Origin of the sequence: uncultured Sphingomonas sp. (assembly GCF_964250165.1) — a bacterium.
In the GTDB taxonomy this organism is placed as follows: Bacteria; Pseudomonadota; Alphaproteobacteria; order Sphingomonadales; family Sphingomonadaceae; genus Sphingomonas.
Genome location: NZ_CAXUEK010000064.1, coordinates 1 through 15,664 on the forward strand (window position 1 = coordinate 1; position 15,664 = coordinate 15,664).

The 15,664-nt window shown below is 70.0% G+C and carries 16 protein-coding genes and 1 tRNA gene; 12 read left to right on the forward strand and 5 right to left on the reverse strand.

The window, feature by feature from the left end; genetic code table 11:
- Positions 1 to 725: phosphoribosylaminoimidazolesuccinocarboxamide synthase (gene purC / locus ACFE64_RS12070; protein ID WP_375392712.1), on the forward strand; the 725-nt coding region annotated here is incomplete at its 5' end.
- 19 nt (positions 726 to 744) lie between these two features.
- Here purC and ACFE64_RS12075 read toward each other — a convergent pair.
- Entirely contained in the window at positions 745 to 894 is a 150-nt protein-coding gene (locus tag ACFE64_RS12075) for a hypothetical protein (protein ID WP_375392713.1), read from the reverse strand.
- Positions 895 to 1,028: 134 nt separating this feature from the next.
- Here ACFE64_RS12075 and purS point away from each other — a divergent pair, with 134 nt between their 5' ends.
- Together purS and purQ are read left to right on the forward strand one after the other, a co-directional pair.
- Positions 1,029 to 1,319, forward strand: a complete 291-nt coding sequence (gene purS, locus ACFE64_RS12080; RefSeq protein ID WP_375392714.1) for a phosphoribosylformylglycinamidine synthase subunit PurS — start codon at positions 1,029 to 1,031, stop codon at positions 1,317 to 1,319.
- The gene (gene purQ, locus ACFE64_RS12085; RefSeq protein WP_375392715.1) at positions 1,316 to 1,981 is read left to right on the forward strand and encodes a phosphoribosylformylglycinamidine synthase subunit PurQ; all 666 of its coding nucleotides are present in this window, start codon (positions 1,316 to 1,318) and stop codon (positions 1,979 to 1,981) included. Before purS ends, purQ begins: the two co-directional genes overlap by 4 nt.
- Here the strand turns inward: purQ and ACFE64_RS12090 are convergent.
- The gene (locus tag ACFE64_RS12090) at positions 1,978 to 2,724 is read right to left on the reverse strand and encodes a queuosine precursor transporter (protein ID WP_375392716.1); all 747 of its coding nucleotides are present in this window, start codon (positions 2,722 to 2,724) and stop codon (positions 1,978 to 1,980) included. The genes purQ and ACFE64_RS12090 overlap by 4 nt on opposite strands.
- Before the next feature lie 56 nt (positions 2,725 to 2,780).
- On the opposite strand from ACFE64_RS12090, the gene ACFE64_RS12095 reads away from it, so the two are divergent.
- The 4 genes from ACFE64_RS12095 (at position 2,781) to ACFE64_RS12110 (ending at position 5,239) form a co-directional block, all read left to right on the forward strand.
- Positions 2,781 to 2,857: transfer RNA gene (locus tag ACFE64_RS12095), tRNA-Arg, on the forward strand.
- 80 nt (positions 2,858 to 2,937) lie between these two features.
- A complete protein-coding gene (locus ACFE64_RS12100) occupies positions 2,938 to 3,369 on the forward strand; it encodes a helix-turn-helix domain-containing protein (protein WP_375392717.1) in 432 nt (143 codons plus the stop codon).
- Between the two features lie 137 nt (positions 3,370 to 3,506).
- Positions 3,507 to 4,637: a zinc-binding dehydrogenase gene (locus ACFE64_RS12105; RefSeq protein WP_375392718.1), complete on the forward strand. Its 1,131-nt coding sequence runs from the start codon at positions 3,507 to 3,509 to the stop codon at positions 4,635 to 4,637.
- A gap of 296 nt (positions 4,638 to 4,933) precedes the next feature.
- Positions 4,934 to 5,239: a hypothetical protein gene (locus ACFE64_RS12110; RefSeq protein ID WP_375392719.1), complete on the forward strand. Its 306-nt coding sequence runs from the start codon at positions 4,934 to 4,936 to the stop codon at positions 5,237 to 5,239.
- Positions 5,240 to 5,293: 54 nt separating this feature from the next.
- On the opposite strand, the gene ACFE64_RS12115 is transcribed toward ACFE64_RS12110, so the two are convergent.
- Both ACFE64_RS12115 and ACFE64_RS12120 read right to left on the reverse strand, forming a co-directional pair.
- Positions 5,294 to 6,490, reverse strand: coding sequence for an exo-beta-N-acetylmuramidase NamZ domain-containing protein (locus tag ACFE64_RS12115; RefSeq protein ID WP_375392720.1), 1,197 nt, complete (start codon positions 6,488 to 6,490; stop codon positions 5,294 to 5,296).
- Positions 6,487 to 6,951: a DOMON-like domain-containing protein gene (locus ACFE64_RS12120; RefSeq protein WP_375392721.1), complete on the reverse strand. Its 465-nt coding sequence runs from the start codon at positions 6,949 to 6,951 to the stop codon at positions 6,487 to 6,489. Before ACFE64_RS12120 ends, ACFE64_RS12115 begins: the two co-directional genes overlap by 4 nt.
- Before the next feature lie 338 nt (positions 6,952 to 7,289).
- Here ACFE64_RS12120 and rimO point away from each other — a divergent pair, with 338 nt between their 5' ends.
- From rimO to ACFE64_RS12135, 3 genes are read left to right on the forward strand one after another with little or no spacing between them, the layout of a single operon-like run.
- Positions 7,290 to 8,636 (forward strand): 30S ribosomal protein S12 methylthiotransferase RimO, encoded by a 1,347-nt coding sequence (gene rimO / locus ACFE64_RS12125; protein WP_375392722.1) that lies wholly within the window; start codon positions 7,290 to 7,292, stop codon positions 8,634 to 8,636.
- A gap of 51 nt (positions 8,637 to 8,687) precedes the next feature.
- A complete protein-coding gene (locus ACFE64_RS12130) occupies positions 8,688 to 10,082 on the forward strand; it encodes a serine hydrolase domain-containing protein (protein WP_375392723.1) in 1,395 nt (464 codons plus the stop codon).
- Entirely contained in the window at positions 10,079 to 11,464 is a 1,386-nt protein-coding gene (locus tag ACFE64_RS12135) for a M17 family metallopeptidase (RefSeq protein WP_375392724.1), read from the forward strand. Before ACFE64_RS12130 ends, ACFE64_RS12135 begins: the two co-directional genes overlap by 4 nt.
- Here ACFE64_RS12135 and tpiA read toward each other — a convergent pair.
- Complete coding sequence (gene tpiA, locus ACFE64_RS12140) at positions 11,449 to 12,195, reverse strand: triose-phosphate isomerase (RefSeq protein WP_375392725.1); 747 nt, start codon at positions 12,193 to 12,195, stop codon at positions 11,449 to 11,451. The two genes, ACFE64_RS12135 and tpiA, sit on opposite strands and share 16 nt — an antisense overlap.
- Positions 12,196 to 12,305: 110 nt before the next feature.
- On the opposite strand from tpiA, the gene ACFE64_RS12145 reads away from it, so the two are divergent.
- Positions 12,306 to 14,270 (forward strand): peptidyl-prolyl cis-trans isomerase, encoded by a 1,965-nt coding sequence (locus tag ACFE64_RS12145; RefSeq protein ID WP_375392726.1) that lies wholly within the window; start codon positions 12,306 to 12,308, stop codon positions 14,268 to 14,270.
- Between the two features lie 76 nt (positions 14,271 to 14,346).
- On the forward strand, positions 14,347 to 15,664 hold a 1,318-nt coding region (locus ACFE64_RS12150), incomplete at its 3' end, for an anthranilate synthase component I family protein (protein WP_375392727.1).

Genomic DNA, 15,664 nt, shown 5'->3' on the forward strand with positions numbered 1-15,664 from the left:
CTGAGCCCGGCACGCTGATCCAGTATTTCAAGGACGACGCCACCGCCTTCAACAATCAGAAGAAGGGCACGATCAACGGCAAGGGCGTCCTCAACAACCGCATTTCCGAGCACCTGTTCACGCTCCTCGACACGATCGGGGTGCCGACCCACTTCATCCGTCGCCTCAACATGCGCGAGCAGCTGATCCGGCAGGTGGAGATCGTGCCGATTGAGGTGATGGTCCGCAACGTCGCCGCCGGCACGCTGGCCAAGCGGCTCGGCATCGAGGAGGGGACGAAGCTCCCGCGCACCATCATCGAATACGCGCTGAAGGACGATGCGCTCGGCGATCCGATGATCACCGACGAACATATCGCTGCGTTCGGCTGGGCCAGCCAGGACGAGATGCACGACATCCAGGACCTGGCGATCCGGGTGAACGACTTCCTCTGCGGCCTGTTCGCCGGCGTCGGCATCCGGCTGGTCGACTTCAAGATCGAGTTCGGCCGACTCTGGGACAATGACTGGAGCCGCATCATCCTGGCGGACGAGATCAGCCCGGACAGTTGCCGGCTGTGGGACATGCAGTCCAACGAGAAGCTCGACAAGGACCGCTTCCGCCGCGATCTCGGCGGCGAGGTGGAGGCCTATACCGAGGTCGCGCGCCGCCTGGGGCTGCTGCCCGAGGGCGGCGACAATGCGGTGCTCGACCTGGAGAGCCACAGGAAGCGCAGGGGGCGATAGATCGCCGCCGCCGCGCAGCTCACTTGTTCACGCGATACCCGCAGATGATCCCGAACACGTAGGACGCGAACAGCGCCAGCGACACGTGCCCGCCCGGGTCCTCCCAGCCGAAATAGGTCGATCCGAACGCGAACAGCGCGATGAACATTGCCATGGCGAGACCGGCCATGCGCGAGCCTTTCTCCATCCCGGCGCCCTGCGCGCCGGTCTGCGCGAGGGATGGTGCGCTCGATCGGTAAACATCCCGTTGCGATGTCGGATCGGCCCGGCCATAGCGCCCGCGATCCGAAAGGCCCGATCGCCATGAAACTCCGCATCGTCGTGACGCTCAAACCCGGGGTGCTCGATCCGCAGGGCCGCGCGATCCACCATGCGCTTGCCGGCCTCGGCTTCGACGGCGTCGCGGACGTGCGTGCCGGCAAGCTGATCGAGATGGAGGTCGCGGACGGCACGGACGATGCGACCGTGGATGCCATGTGCCGCCAGCTCCTCGCCAACACCGTGATCGAGAATTATCGGGTGGAGCACGCCGAGCCAGGAACAGTGCCAGGCGATTTTTCGTCCGGCGAGGCGCACACGGGCGCGCACGCGTGAAAACGGCGGTCATCGTCTTCCCCGGCTCGAACTGCGACCGCGATCTGGCCGTCGCGCTGGAGAGCGTGACCGGCAAGAAGCCGACGATGGTATGGCATGGCGAGACCGCGCTTCCCGACGGGATTGGCCTCGTCGCGGTGCCGGGCGGCTTCTCCTACGGCGATTACCTCCGCTCCGGCGCAATCGCCGCGCGCTCGCCGGTGATGCGCGCCGTCATCGAGGCAGCGGGACGCGGCCTGCCGGTATTGGGCGTCTGCAACGGGTTTCAGGTGTTGGCCGAGACCGGGCTGCTCCCCGGCGCGCTGATCCGCAATGCCGGGCTGAACTTCGTCTGCCGCGACGTCGCGCTGACGGTCGAGACCAGCCGGTCGATCTTCACCGGCGGCTACGCAGCCGGCGAGACGATCACCGTTCCGATCGCCCATCACGACGGCAACTATGTCGCCGACGCGGAGACGCTCGCGCGGCTGGACGGCGAAGGCCGGGTTGCATTCCGCTATGCCGAGCCGGTCAACGGCTCGGCCGGGGACATCGCCGGCCTGCTCAACGACACCGGCAACGTGCTTGGCATGATGCCGCATCCGGAGCGCAGGATCGAGGCGGCGCACGGCGGTACGGACGGGCGGCGGCTGTTCGAGGGGCTGGTCGTCGCAATCACCTAGATCCGTGCCCGAAAAGGCGAGAAGTCGGTCCCACGATCGAACACGTCGACGCCCTCGGCCCGTTTCAGGAAGCCGACCACCGCATAGGTGACAGGCGTCAGCACCGCTTCCCAGCCCACCTTGAGCACAAACTGCGACAGCATCACCGCAACCAGCGCCGCGGTCGGCCAGTCGGGCAGGCCGTAAAAGGCGAGCGGGTAGAAGATCAGGCTGTCCGCGCCCTCCCCCACGATCGTCGAGCCGATCGTGCGCGTCCACAGCCAGCGGCCGCCGGTCCACAGCTTCATCTTGGCGAGCACGATCGAATTGAGGAAGTCGCCGGCCCAGAACGCCGTCAGTGAGGCGCCGATGATCCGCCAGCCGGACCCGAACACGCGCTCGTAGGCCGCCTGCCCGGTCCAGCCCTCGGCGACCGGCAGGCGGACCACCGTCCATTCCATCACCGCCATGAACGCGAGCGCCGCGAACCCCGCCCAGATCACACGCCGCGCTCGGGCATAGCCGTAGACCTCGGTCAGCACGTCGTCGATCACATAGGCGATGGGGAAGAACAGGATGCCCGCGCCGAACGGCCACGGCCCGATCACCGGCAGCCGCACAACCGAGCGCTTCTCCGCGCCGATCACGTTCGACAGCAGCAGCACGACCACGAAGGCCACCATGACGAAATCATAGTAGCGGAACTCCCGCCCCGCGATCTCGGCCGCCGTCACGGGCCGCGGCCTGTCTTTCGTTCCCGTCATGACGGCGACCATATCGCGGTTCCGCGCTCCCGCAATCCGCGCTACTCCGCCTGCGGGCGCCCGTAGCTCAGCTGGATAGAGCACGTGCCTTCTAAGCTCGTGGTCGCAGGTTCGAGTCCTGCCGGGCGCGCCACCGCCGCGATCAACTCGCCGCCGTCCTGGCACGCTCCGTGCTCGAGCCGCCCCATAGCTGCGACAAGTAACGTTCCGTTCATGTCGCAGGTGCTTTCATGTGCGAGCGATCTCCGCCAGAAAAGCAATTGGCGCAACAACTTACTTGCAGGCTGGACGGTTAATAACTTGATGTTGGTCAGTGAATGCCCCTGCTGCGGCGATCCGCGTCCGCCGGTGGAGTATCGTCATCTCTCGGTATCGCTGGACCTGGGCTCGGCCTGGGCCGGCCGGCGTTTCCATTTGTCCCCGCAGCACCTGTCGCTGCTCCACCATCTTACCCGGCGCGCGCCCAATCCGGTGCGGCGCGACGCCTTGTTCCTGTCGTCGATGAATCCCGACGTCGACGAGGGCATGCTGACGGCACAGGTCTGCCTCCTGAACAAGGCGCTGCGGCGACAGGACATCCCGCTGCGCGTCGCCACCGATCGGGCGTTCGGCTATCGCCTGGAGACCGCCGGATCGCCCGGCTGACCGCCGCGTGCGGGGCGGCCGATGGTTCGCCCCGCCTGCGCGCGACGCGGTAGACCCACCGGGCAAACCAATTCTTCATTGCCCCACCGCCCTGCGGGCGGCATCCCTCTCGCACGCAATCATCACGGGAGAAGGACATGGCCGACGAGACGCTGCACGGGCTGGAACTACGCTCGCTGGCGACGCCCGAAGGCGAGCTGAAACTCAGCCTGGAGGAAGTGACGATCGCCGCCCCCGGCGCGGACGAGATCGTCGTCCGCGTCGAGGCCGCACCGATCAATCCGTCCGACCTCGGCCTGCTGCTCGGCCCCGCCGACCTCTCGACCCTGACCGTGGGCGGCAGTGGCGATCGCCCCACCCTTACCGTCCAGATCCCGCCGCAGCGGCTGCGCATGCTCCAGGCGCGGCTCGGCCAGTCGCTGCCCGTCGGCAACGAGGGCGCCGGCACAGTGGTGCAGGCGGGCGCGAACCAGCAGGCGCTGCTGGGCAAGCGCGTCGGGATGCTGGGCGGTGCGATGTACGCGACCTACCGCAAGATCGCGGTGCGCGACGTCATCGTGCTGCCCGACGACGCCAGCGCCGCTGACGGCGCGTCGATGTTCGTCAACCCGCTGACCGCGCTCGCCATGGTCGAGACGATGCGGCGCGAGGGGCACAAGGCGATCGTCCATACCGCCGCCGCCTCCAATCTCGGGCAGATGCTCGTGCGTATCTGTCAGGTGGAGGATGTGCCGCTGGTCAACATCGTCCGCTCGGACGAGCAGGCGGCGCTGCTCCGCGACGCGGGCGCGCACTACGTCGTCGACTCGAGCGGGTCCGATTTCGCCGCCCAGCTCACCGACGCCGTCGCCGAGACGGGCGCCACCATCGCCTTCGACGCGGTCGGCGGCGGCAAGCTTGCCAACGCGATCCTCCACGCGATCGAGGCGGCCGCGAACCGCAATGCCGCCGCCTACAGCCGCTACGGCTCGAGCCAGTTCAAGCAGGTGTACATCTATGGCGGGCTGGACGTGGGCCCGACCCTGCTCGACCGCGGCTTCGGCTTCTCCTGGAGCGTGTCGGGCTTCCTGCTCACCCCTTTCCTGCAGAAGGTTGGCGCGGAAACGGTGCAGGCGATGCGCAATCGCGTGCGCGACGAGCTCAAGACCACCTTCGCAAGCCACTACACCGACACGATCGGCCTCGCCGAGGCGCTCGATCCGGAGGTGATCGACGCCTATCAGCGCAAGGCGACGGGCCGCAAATACCTGATCGACCCCAGTCGCTGAGCGGCCAGCCGGGCAGTCATCGATGCGGGGGCGGGAAATAGCGCCCAGCGTAATCCGGCTCTCTCCCGATCCTCGTGGGCGATCATCGTCGCATTCCCGCGCCTGGACGACGCCTAACGCTCGTCAGGCGCGGCGGCCGAATCGCGTCCGCGACGGTGTGGAGAAGCCGTTCGATCCTCCAGAAGATCGTCTTCCGCGTCGAGGAACTGCTCGCCCGGAAACAGGGCGAGGCAGCGTGGCGGCAGGAACATTGCGCGCCCGTTCCGGTTGACGACCCACCGTATCGGAGCACCGCCATGTCCAGCATCCCCAACGCCAAGATGAAGCACGCGCACGTCCATCACGACGCACCTGCTGCCGCGCCCTCGCCCAAATCGGCGGCAGAGCCGTCGCTGGGCGACCGGGCGAAGGAGCTGACCGTGGAGGCGGTGGACGTGGTCAAGGAGCATCCGAAGACCGTCGCCGCGATCGGCGCGGCGGTGCTCGCGGGCGCGGCGGCGCTGGTCGGCGGGCCGGCGCTCGCGAAGGCGATCAAGGGCGAACCGAAGCCCAAGGCCGGCAAGAAGACGACCGCGAAGAAGCCGGCGAAAGCTAAATCCTAGGCGTCGCTCCGCATCAAGGCCGCGGTCTGCTGCGGCACAAGGTAGGCAGGACGGCTAATATAACAGCACGTCCTGTCGCTCCTCGGCCCAGGCCGCCTCGTCCGGCCCCGCCAGCGTGTCTAGGTCGCCCGGTGTTGCCACCGGGTGGTCGATCCATTCGCGCAGCGCCGTCCCGCCGTTGATTACGTCGATCGCCAGCTTGTCGAACTCGTATTCGTACGGGAAGTCGCGCCATAGCGGATAGTCGCGCCGCAGCGCGCGGATGGCCTTGAAGGCCAGCGCCTGCAGCCGCCACGGCCGGAACACCTGGTGGTCGTAGCGCGAGCCCTCGGCATGGATGAACAGCCCGCCGCACAGCGTGCCGACATGCTTGTGAAAGGTCGGCTGGAAGGCGATCGGCCGAAGCGTGCAGCCCTCCAGCCACACCGGCGCCAACCGCTGCATCTGCGCCAGCACCTCGCGCGCGTCGAGATCGGGCGCGCCGAACAGCTCGAGCGGCCGCGTCGTGCCGCGGCCTTCGGACAGCGTCGTCCCCTCCAGCATGACGGTGCCGGCATAGGCGCGCGCCATGTTGACGTTGGCCGCGTTGGGGCTGGGGTTCACCCACACGCGCTCGGGTGGCCAGCCGAAGCCCGGTCCCTCGTCGGGGCGCCAGCCCGCCATGGCGATCACGCGATAGTCGACATCAAGTCCGAACCGCCGGACGAACCACCGGCCCATCTCGCCCAGCGTCAGGCCGTGTCGCATCGGCATCGGCCCCGCGCCGACGAAGCTCTCCCACCCGGACCGGAGCGTCGTGCCCTCCACCGGTCGTCCCGCCGGGTTGGGCCGGTCGAGCACCCGCACTGCCTTGCCGTGGCTCGCGCAAGCTTCCAGCACGTAGAGCAGCGTCGTCACGAACGTGTAGATGCGGCAGCCGACATCCTGCAGATCCAGCAGCAGCACGTCGAAGGTGCCCATCGACTGGCCGCTCGGCCGTCGCACCTCGCCATAGAGGCTGAACACGGGCATGCCGTAGACCGGATCCGTGAAGTCCGGCGACTCCATCATGTTGTCCTGCAGGTCGCCGCGTACGCCGTGCTGCGGGCCGAACAGCGCAGTCACGTTCACCCCCGCCGCGACCAGCGCATCGAGCGAATGGGTCAGGTCAGCGGTGACCGACGCCGGATGCGCGAGCAGCGCCACGCGCTTGCCTTGCAGAGGGCGTCGCAGCTCTGGGTCGGCGAGCAGCCGGTCGATGCCGAAGTTCATGAGGTTCCCGCTGCCGGGAGGCGCGCCGCGAAGCAAGCCGAGTGATGGAAATCCGGTGCGCCGGGCGGATGCGCCAGCGCCCAATAGGAAAGACGGCCACCCTCCTCGTCGATGACCGCGCTCAGCCCCATCCGCAGCTCGCCGTGAGGCAGGCCGCCCAGGTCGCAGTCAACCTCAAGACCGTCCTCCAGCCGCTCGATGTGCGGGGGCACGTCACGCGCGAGATCTTGCCTGCCCTCCCGGTGACCGTCGAAGGCGTAGGCCGCCCAGCGTGTCGAGGGCGAGAAGTTGAACTCGACGTAACGCTCGTCGTCGTCGAACATCAGGAACAGCTCGAAACAGGTCGTGCGCCAGAGATCGTCGGCTCGGGTCGGCAACTGCCGTTCGGGAAAAACGATCTTGTCCGCGCCCGCAACGCTGTAGGTGAGCAGGACGTCATCGCGTCCTCCAAGGACCTCCACCTCAATTCTCCGCACGGTGAGCGGAGCAAAATAAGGATGCGGTGACAGACTGTAGACTGCCACTACTCGCCTCCCCGGCGCAGGCCGGGACCTAGGCGAGATGCGCTCAGAAATGCGCGATTCCGTCGAACAAATCGTCCCAGGCCGGGTTCGAGCCTTCGATCTCTCGTAGCGTTCAAGAGCGCCTCCATTCCTTCATCTGCCTTTCGCGCAACCTGGCGCTCTCCAGCTGATCCGCTCATCCGGAGAATCTCCCGACTGGGCCCGGCTTCGCCGGGGAGGGGTACGCCCAAACAGCTAGAACATTGCGGGCGCAAGGCCTACATGCCGCGCCTTCCATGGCCACCGTCCTCCCCCAAGCCCCGCGCGTCGGCATGGTGTCGCTCGGCTGCCCCAAGAACCTCGTCGACTCGGAGCGCATTCTCACCGTACTACGATCCGAGGGCTACCAGATGTCGCTCGACTATGCCGGGGCGGACGTGGTGCTGGTCAACACCTGCGGCTTTCTCGACAGCGCCAAGGAGGAATCGCTCGACGCCATCGGCGAGGCGATCGCGGAGAACGGCCGCGTGATCGTGACGGGCTGCATGGGGCAGGAGGCGGAGACGATCCGCGCCCGCTTCCCGCAGGTGCTCGCGATCACCGGCGCGCACCAGTATGAGCAGGTGGTCGGCGCGGTGCACGAGGCCGCGCCGCCGGCGCGCTCGCCCTATCTCGATCTCGTGCCCGGCGGCGCCGTCGAGCAGGCCGACCTCAAGCTCACGCCACGCCATTACAGCTATCTGAAGATCGCGGAGGGCTGCAACCACCGCTGTTCCTTCTGCATCATCCCGCAGCTGCGCGGCGACCTGGTCAGCCGCCGCCCCGACGCGATCCTGCGCGAGGCGGAGAAGCTGGTCGCGGCCGGGACCAAGGAGCTGCTGGTCATCAGCCAGGACACCAGTGCCTACGGCATCGACATCCGCCGCGAGCCGCGCCTGTGGCAGGGTCGCGAGGTCGTGCCCGCGATGACCGATCTCGCCCGTGAGCTCGGCCGCATCGCCCCCTGGGTGCGGCTCCACTATGTCTATCCCTACCCGCACGTCGACAGCGTCATCCCGCTGATGGCCGAGGGGCTGGTGCTGCCGTATCTCGACATCCCCTTCCAGCATGCCGCGCCGGCGGTGCTGCGCCGCATGAAGCGGCCCGCCAACGACGCCAAGGTGCTGGAGCGGCTGCGCGGCTGGCGCGCGGTCTGCCCCGACATTGCGATCCGCTCCACCTTCGTGGTCGGCTTCCCGGGCGAGACGGAGGCGGATTTCCATTATCTGCTCGACTGGCTGGACGAAGCGCAGCTCGACCGCGTCGGCGCCTTCCGCTTCGAGCCCGTCGCCGGCGCGACCGCCAACGCGCTGCCCGATCCGGTGCCCGAGCCGGTGAAGGAAGACCGCTACGCCCGCCTGATGGAAAAGACCGCCGCGATCAGCGCCGCCAAGCTCGCCGCGAAGATCGGGCGCACGCTGCCCGTCATCATCGACGCGGTGGATGCCGAAGGGGGCGCGACCGGCCGCTCGCAGGCCGACGCGCCGGAGATCGACGGCGAGGTGTTCCTGCGCGATGCCGGCCATCTCGCCGCGGGCGACATCGTGCCGGTCATGATCGAAGACGCCGACGAGCACGACCTGTACGGCGTTCCCACCGGGTAACCTGCTGGTCCCGGCGTTGCGTCCTCGCGCCGCTTCTGCTGTTACCCCGCCATGTTCCGTCCCTTCCTCGCCGCCGCGCTCGCCCTGCTCCCCGCCCCCGTGCTCGCCCAGGCGCTGACGCCGGCCGAGCAGGCGCAGGTCGACAAGATCGTGACGGACACGCTCGCCGACACTGGCGTGCCCTCGGCCGAGATCGCGATCGTGCGCGGCGGGCAGATCGTGCTGTCCAAGGCCTATGGCAAACAGTGCGAGCGCTGCGGCGCGGCCGATCCGCACCTGCCCTACCAGATCGCGTCCATCTCCAAGCAGTTCACCGCCGCGGCGATGCTGCTGCTCCAGGACGAAGGCAAGCTCAGCCTCGAGGACACCGTCGGCAAATACCTGCCCGGCGTCACCGGCGGCGACCGCATCACGCTGCGCCAGCTGCTGTCGCACACCGCCGGCCTGCAGGATTACTGGCCGCAGGATTACAGCTTCAAGGCGATGGCGACGCCGATCACGCCGCAGGGCATCGTCGATCGCTGGGCGAGGAAACCGCTGGACTTCGAGCCCGGCACGCAGTGGCAATATTCGAACACCGGCTATGTCGTCGCCGGGCTGATCGTCGAGAGGGTGGCGGGCGAACCGCTGCTCGCCTTCCTGCAGCAGCGCATCTTCCGCCCGCTCGGCATCCACGCCGTCGATCAGGACCTCGCGCGCGGCCCCGGCTACCCGGACGGCTATCGCCGCCTGGCGCTCGGCCCGGTGCGGGTCGAGACGCCGGCGGCGCGCGGCTGGCTATATGCCGCGGGCGAGCTGTCGATGTCGGCTGAGGACCTCGCCAAATGGGACATCGCGCGCATGAACCGCACGCTGCTGCCCGCCCGGGATTGGGCGACGCAGGAGACACCGGTCAAGCTGACCGACGGCTCGACCAACGGTTACGGCCTGGGCGTCTCCACCGGCGTCAACGGCGGACGACGCTTCATCGAGCATTCGGGCGAGGCGGTCGGCTTCCTGTCGGAGAACATCGTGCTGCCGGACGAGCAGGCGGCGGTGGTCGTGCTCACCAATGCCTGGTTCTCCGACGCCTATAGCCGCATCGCCAGCGCGATCGGCCGCGTGGTCCTGCCGGCCGCCCCCGCCAACGCCGCCGACCAGGCGGCGCTGACGCGCGTGCGCCAGGTGTACGATCAACTGCGCGCCGGCACGCTGGATCGCGCGCTGCTGACGGAGGACGCCAACTTCTACTTCACCCCCGCCGCGCAGACCGATTACCGCACCAGCCTCGCTCCGCTGGGTGAGCCGACCGGCTTCGTCCAGACCGGCGCGACGCGGCTGCGCGGCGGGTACGTCAACCGCACCTTCCGCATCACCTATCCCGGCCGGACGCTCAGCGTCAGCACCTATGCGGAGCCCGGCGCGGACGGGCGGCTGGAGCAGATCCTGGTGAGTTCCGCGCAATGACCGACTTCGCCGCCCTGCTCCAGCCCGACCGCGGCCAGCCCGCCCGCCGCATCGAGATCGTCGCGCCCGGCGACTTCGCCGGCTGGCTCGTCCGCCAACCCGCCCGGACGCGCACGGCGATCGCGGCGCACGGGCTGACCGGCAAGGCGGGCAACCGGGCGATCTTGCCCGGCGACGGCGCGGAGGACTGGTCGGCGCTGCTGGTGTGCGACGAGCCGATGGCCTCGCCCTGGCGCTTCGCCTCGCTCGGCGGCTTCCTGCCGGCCGGGACCTACCGCCTCGACGGCGATGCGGGCGCCGGCGCGCTGGGCTGGCTGCTCGGGCAATACCGGTTCGACCGCTATCGCACGCCGGGCGAGTCCGGCGGCCGCGTGCTCCTCACCGCCGACGCCGCGCGGATCGACGAGACGGTGCGGCTCGCGCAAGCCACGGCGCTGGTGCGCGATCTGGTCAACACGCCCGCCTCGGATTGCGGCCCCGCCGAGCTGGAGGCGTGCGCCGAGGCGCTGGCGAAGCGTCACGGTGCGACGCTCACCGTCATTCGCGGCGACCCGCTCCAGACCGGCTTTCCGATGATCCACACCGTCGGCCACGCTGCGGTCAGGGACCGCCACCCGCGGCTGATCGAGCTGGAATGGGGTGACCCCGCCCATCCGCGCATTGCGCTGGTCGGCAAGGGCGTAAGCTTCGACACCGGCGGGCTCGATATCAAGCCGTCCGCCGGCATGCGGCTGATGAAGAAGGACATGGGCGGCGCCGCGCATGTCCTCGCGCTCGCCGGGCTGGTGATGGCGGCGAAGCTGCCGGTCAGGCTGCACCTGCTCGTGCCGGCGGTCGAGAACGCGATCGGCAGCGCCGCCTTCCGCCCCGGCGACGTGCTTCGCACCCGCGCCGGCCTGACGGTGGAGAACACCAATACCGACGCCGAGGGCCGTCTGATCCTGGGCGACGCGCTCACGAAAGCCGTCGAGGGCAAGCCTGAGCTGATCCTGGACTATGCCACGCTGACCGGCGCGGCGCGGGTGGCGCTCGGCCCCGACCTGCCGCCGCTCTTCGCCAACGACGACGCGCTTGCCGACGCGCTGCTCGCGGCCGGAACGGCGGTCGGCGACCCGCTGTGGCGGATGCCGCTGTGGGACGGCTATGACGAGCTGCTCAAGTCCGACATCGCCGACCTGCAGAACGCGCCCGAAGGCGGCTTCGCGGGCGCGGTCACGGCGGCGCTGTTCCTGCGCCGCTTCGTGCCGAAGGAGATCGCCTGGGCGCATCTCGACGTCTTCGCCTGGCGACCCGCCGCCAAGCCGGGCCGGCCGAAGGGCGGCGACGCCTTCGGCGTGCGCGCCGCCTGGGCGGTGCTGAAGGACCGCTACGCCCCTCGGTGAGCCGCCGCGATGATCGGCGCGAACTTCGCCGCGGTCAGGCTCGCGCCGCCGACCAGTGCGCCGTCGACATTGTCGACCGCCATGATCCGGGCGGCGTTGTCCGCGGTCACCGAGCCGCCGTACAGGATGCGCATGGCGAGCGCGGTATCGCCGACCATCTGGCGCAGCTTGGCGCGCGCGATCGCGTGCATGGTGGCGATGTCATCCAGCGTCGGCGTGCGGCCGGTGCCGATCGCCCACCGCGGTTCGTAGGCCAGCGTCAGCCAGTCGGCATGCGCGTCGTCGGGCAGCGACTTCTCGATCTGCGCCTGCACCACGCGCTCGGCGCGCCCGGCGTCGCGTTCGGCCTGCAGCTCACCGACGCACAGGATCACGCCCAGCCCGTGTCGGTGCGCGGCGGCCGCCTTCATGAAGGCGTCGTGGCTGGTCTCGTGCTGGTCGCCGCGCCGCTCCGAATGGCCGACGATCGTGAAGCTGGCGCCCGCCTCTTTCACCATCGCCGCGGACAGGCAGCCGGTGTGGGCGCCGTGATCCGCCTCATGCACGTCCTCCGCCCCGATCGCGAGCGTCGGAATGCGCGCGTGCGCGGGCGCGATCAGCGTGGCCGGTACCGCCACCGCCACGTCGACGTCCGGCGCCGCTCCGGCCGCTGCGGCGATGCCGTCCAGCTCGGCCAAGGTCGCGAGGCCGCCGTTCATCTTCCAGTTGCCCACAATCGATCGCCGCCGCATCGCGCCCTCCCCGTCGGCTGACCCGTAACGGCTGGCACGCGCGACACAATGTTGAACCGCCGCGCCCGCGTCCGTAAAGCGGGCGCCGTCCGCCACCGCGAAAGCTCCCGATGCTCGCCTTCTTCCGCCGCCTCATCAATTCCAAGGCGGGCCTGATCGTCACCTTCATCGTGCTCGGTCTGATCGCGCTCGCCTTCGCGTCGGGCGACGTGTCGTCGCTGCGCACCCGCGGCCTGGCGGCGCTGGGCGGGAACGACGATGTGGCGACGGTCGGGTCCGTCCACGTCACCGCACCCGAGTTGACCCAGCAGGCCGGCCAGGCGCTGCAGACCTTCCGCCAGCAGCAGCCGACGCTGGACATGGCGCAGTTCGTCGCGGGCGGCGGCTATGAGGCGACGCTGGAGCGCCTGGTCAACGGGCTGGCGCTGGAGCAGTTCGGTCACGATCAGGGCCTGGTGATCTCCCGGCGCGCGATCGACGGCCAGATCGCATCGTTGCCGGGGCTCCAGGGGCCGGACGGGCAGTTCGACCCCAATCTGTTCCGCCAGGTGCTCGCCGAGCGCAAGCTGACGGAGGCGAGCGTGCGGGCCGATATCGGCCGCGACATCATGACCCAGCTGCTCACCGCCCGGCTGCTCCGCCCGGGGCAGGCGCCGCAGCAGCTGGCGCTCCCCTACGCCAACCTGTCGCTGGAGAAGCGCGCGGGTGAGATCGCGTTCGTGCCGAGCGCCGCCATGCCCGCGGGCGCGCCACCCACCGATGCGGAGGTGCAGGCCTTCTACGCCCGCAATCTCGCCCGCTACACCGTGCCGGAGCGGCGCCTGATCCGCTACGCGCTGGTGACGCCCGAGCAGGTCCGCGCCCGCGCTACCCCCAGCAACGCCGAGATCGCACAGGCCTATAACAGCGACAGCAGAAAATACGCCGCAGCCGAGAAGCGGAGCGTCACCCAGGTCGTGGTGCTCGATCAGGCCGGCGCGCAGGCGCTCGCCGCCAAGGTCAAGGGCGGCGCGTCGCTGGCCGCCGCGGCCGCCGCCGCCGGCCTGTCGCTGTCGACGGAGGCGAACGTCGACAGGGCGACACTGGCCACGCGCACCTCGCCCGCCCTCGCCGATGCCGCGTTCGCCGCGGCCAAGGGCGCGGTGGTGGGGCCGGTGCGCGGCGGCCTCGGCTATGCGGTCGCGCGCGTCGACGCGATCGAGCAGGTTGCCGGGCGCACGCTCGCGCAGGCGCATGACGAGATCGCGGCCGAGCTGACCAAGCGGAAGACCGCCGACGCGCTCAACGCCGTCCATGACGCGATCGACGACAAGCTGGGCGGCAACGCCACCTTCGACGAGCTGGTCGCGGATCAGAAGCTGCAGGCCGCGAGCGCCGGGCCATTGCTCGCCAACGGCGTCGATCCGGCCCATCCCGACGCCAAGCCCGATCCCGCGCTCGCCCCCCTCGTCCAGGCCGTGTTCCAGATGCAGGACGGCGACGATCCGCAGATGGTGCCGACGGCCGCCGACGGCAGCTTCGCCGTGGTGGCGCTGGGCCGCATCGTAGCCGCGGCGCCGCGGCCGCTCGCGGAGGCGCGCACGCAGGTGGTGAAGGATCTCGGGGCCGATCGCGCCCGCCTCGCCGCACGCCGGGTCGCGGGCGAACTGCTCGCGAAGGTGAATGCCGGCCAGACGCTGGCGCAGGCCTGGGCGGCGACCGGGCTGAAGGCCGCGCCGCCGCACCCGCTGGCCGCCGCGCGCGACGATCTCGACAAGGCGCAGGGTCCCGCCAAGGCGCCGCTGGCGCTCCTGTTCGCGATGCCGCGCGGCGCGACCCGGCTGCTGGAAGCGGCGGGCGGGACCGGCTGGGCGGTGGTCCGGCTCGATCAGGTTATCCCCGGCGACGCGTCGCGCGAGCCCGATCGCGTCGCTGCGCTGCGCGCCGCCTTCGGCCAGGTGCTCGGCCGCGAATATCTGGAGCAGTTCGCGCAGGCGGCACGCGCCGCGGTCGGCGTGAAAACCAATCCGGCCACCATCGCCCGGGTCAAGGCCGACCTGCTGAAGGGCAACGGCGTCGGCGACGCCGGCGAATAGCGCGATCCCGACAACCTCGCCTCCCGGACCTGATCCGGGGAACGGCCGTCCTTCTCATTGGCTGAAAGTCAGAACGGTGCTTCGACAAGCTCAGCATGGACGCGACGCCGACATCGCCGCCCTCGCCGGCGGGCGCCCCGCGCTGATCTGGCAGCGGCAGATCGCGGATACCGAGACGCCGGTTGCCGCCGCACTCAAGCTGATCGAGCCGGGGCGCGGCGATTTCCTGCTTGAATCGGTCGAGGGCGCGACGACGCGCGGCCGCCACAGCCTGATCGGCCTTGCCCCCGACTTGGTGTTCCGCGCCCAAGGCGACCAGGCAGAGGTGAACCGCACCTGGGCGGCGGACCGATCTGCCTTCCACCCCGCCGGCCCGACCCTTGCTGCCTTGCGCGCGCTGGTCGCCGAATGCCGTGCCGACGTGCCCGCCGAGCTGCCGCGCGCGCTCGCCTGCCTGGTCGGCTATTTCGGCTATGAGACGGTCGGGCTGGTCGAACGGCTGCCGCAGCCCGGGGCCGACCCGCTCGGCCTGCCCGACATGCTGTTCGTGCGCCCCACCGTGCTGCTCGTCTTCGACCGGCTGGCCGACGCGCTCTACCTGGTGGCGCCCGCCTGGCCCGATCCGGCGCGCGACCCCGCCGCGCTGGTCGCCGACGCCGAGGAGCGCCTGGACGCGACCGCCGCCCGGCTCGCCGGCACGCCGCTGCCGCCGCCGGTCCGCAGCGATGTGGCGGAGCCGGCCTATGCGCCCGCGATCGATCCGGCCCGGTATCGCGCGATGGTCGGGCGAGCTCAGGACTATATCGCCGCCGGCGACATCTTCCAGGTCGTGCTCGCCCAGCGCTTCACCGCGCCCTTCCCGCTGCCGCCGTTCGAGCTTTACCGCTCGCTGCGGCGGATCAACCCCTCGCCCTTCCTCTATCATCTCGACCTGCCCGGCTTCGCGCTGATCGGCTCGTCGCCCGAAATCCTAGTCCGCGTCCGCGACGGCGCGATCACCGTCCGCCCGATCGCCGGCACCCGCCCACGCGGCCGCACCGAAGCCGAGGACGAGGCGAACCGCGCAGAGCTGCTCGCCGATCCCAAGGAGCGCGCCGAGCATCTGATGCTGCTCGATCTCGGCCGCAACGACGCCGGCCGCGCCGCCGCGCCGGGCAGCGTGCGGGTGACCGAAAGCTACACGATCGAGCGCTACAGCCACGTCATGCACATCGTCTCGAACGTGACGGCAACGCTTGCGCCCGGCCGCGACGCGCTCGACGCGCTGTTCGCCGGCTTCCCCGCCGGCACCGTCTCGGGCGCGCCCAAGGTCCGCGCCTGCGAGATCATCGCCGAGCTCGAGCCCGAGACGCGCGGCGCTTACGCTGGCGGCGTCGGCTATTTCTCGCCCGACG

Bases quoted from the DNA above. Each gene is read 5' to 3' on its own strand.
- ACFE64_RS12075 (WP_375392713.1), bottom strand. From the start codon at position 894: ATGGCCGGTCTCGCCATGGCAATGTTCATCGCGCTGTTCGCGTTCGGA.
- purS (WP_375392714.1), top strand. From the start codon at position 1,029: ATGAAACTCCGCATCGTCGTGACGCTCAAACCCGGGGTGCTCGATCCG.
- ACFE64_RS12090 (WP_375392716.1), bottom strand. From the start codon at position 2,724: ATGACGGGAACGAAAGACAGGCCGCGGCCCGTGACGGCGGCCGAGATC.
- ACFE64_RS12100 (WP_375392717.1), top strand. From the start codon at position 2,938: ATGTCGCAGGTGCTTTCATGTGCGAGCGATCTCCGCCAGAAAAGCAAT.
- ACFE64_RS12105 (WP_375392718.1), top strand. From the start codon at position 3,507: ATGGCCGACGAGACGCTGCACGGGCTGGAACTACGCTCGCTGGCGACG.
- ACFE64_RS12110 (WP_375392719.1), top strand. From the start codon at position 4,934: ATGTCCAGCATCCCCAACGCCAAGATGAAGCACGCGCACGTCCATCAC.
- ACFE64_RS12115 (WP_375392720.1), bottom strand. From the start codon at position 6,490: ATGAACTTCGGCATCGACCGGCTGCTCGCCGACCCAGAGCTGCGACGC.
- rimO (WP_375392722.1), top strand. From the start codon at position 7,290: ATGGCCACCGTCCTCCCCCAAGCCCCGCGCGTCGGCATGGTGTCGCTC.
- ACFE64_RS12130 (WP_375392723.1), top strand. From the start codon at position 8,688: ATGTTCCGTCCCTTCCTCGCCGCCGCGCTCGCCCTGCTCCCCGCCCCC.
- ACFE64_RS12135 (WP_375392724.1), top strand. From the start codon at position 10,079: ATGACCGACTTCGCCGCCCTGCTCCAGCCCGACCGCGGCCAGCCCGCC.
- tpiA (WP_375392725.1), bottom strand. From the start codon at position 12,195: ATGCGGCGGCGATCGATTGTGGGCAACTGGAAGATGAACGGCGGCCTC.
- ACFE64_RS12145 (WP_375392726.1), top strand. From the start codon at position 12,306: ATGCTCGCCTTCTTCCGCCGCCTCATCAATTCCAAGGCGGGCCTGATC.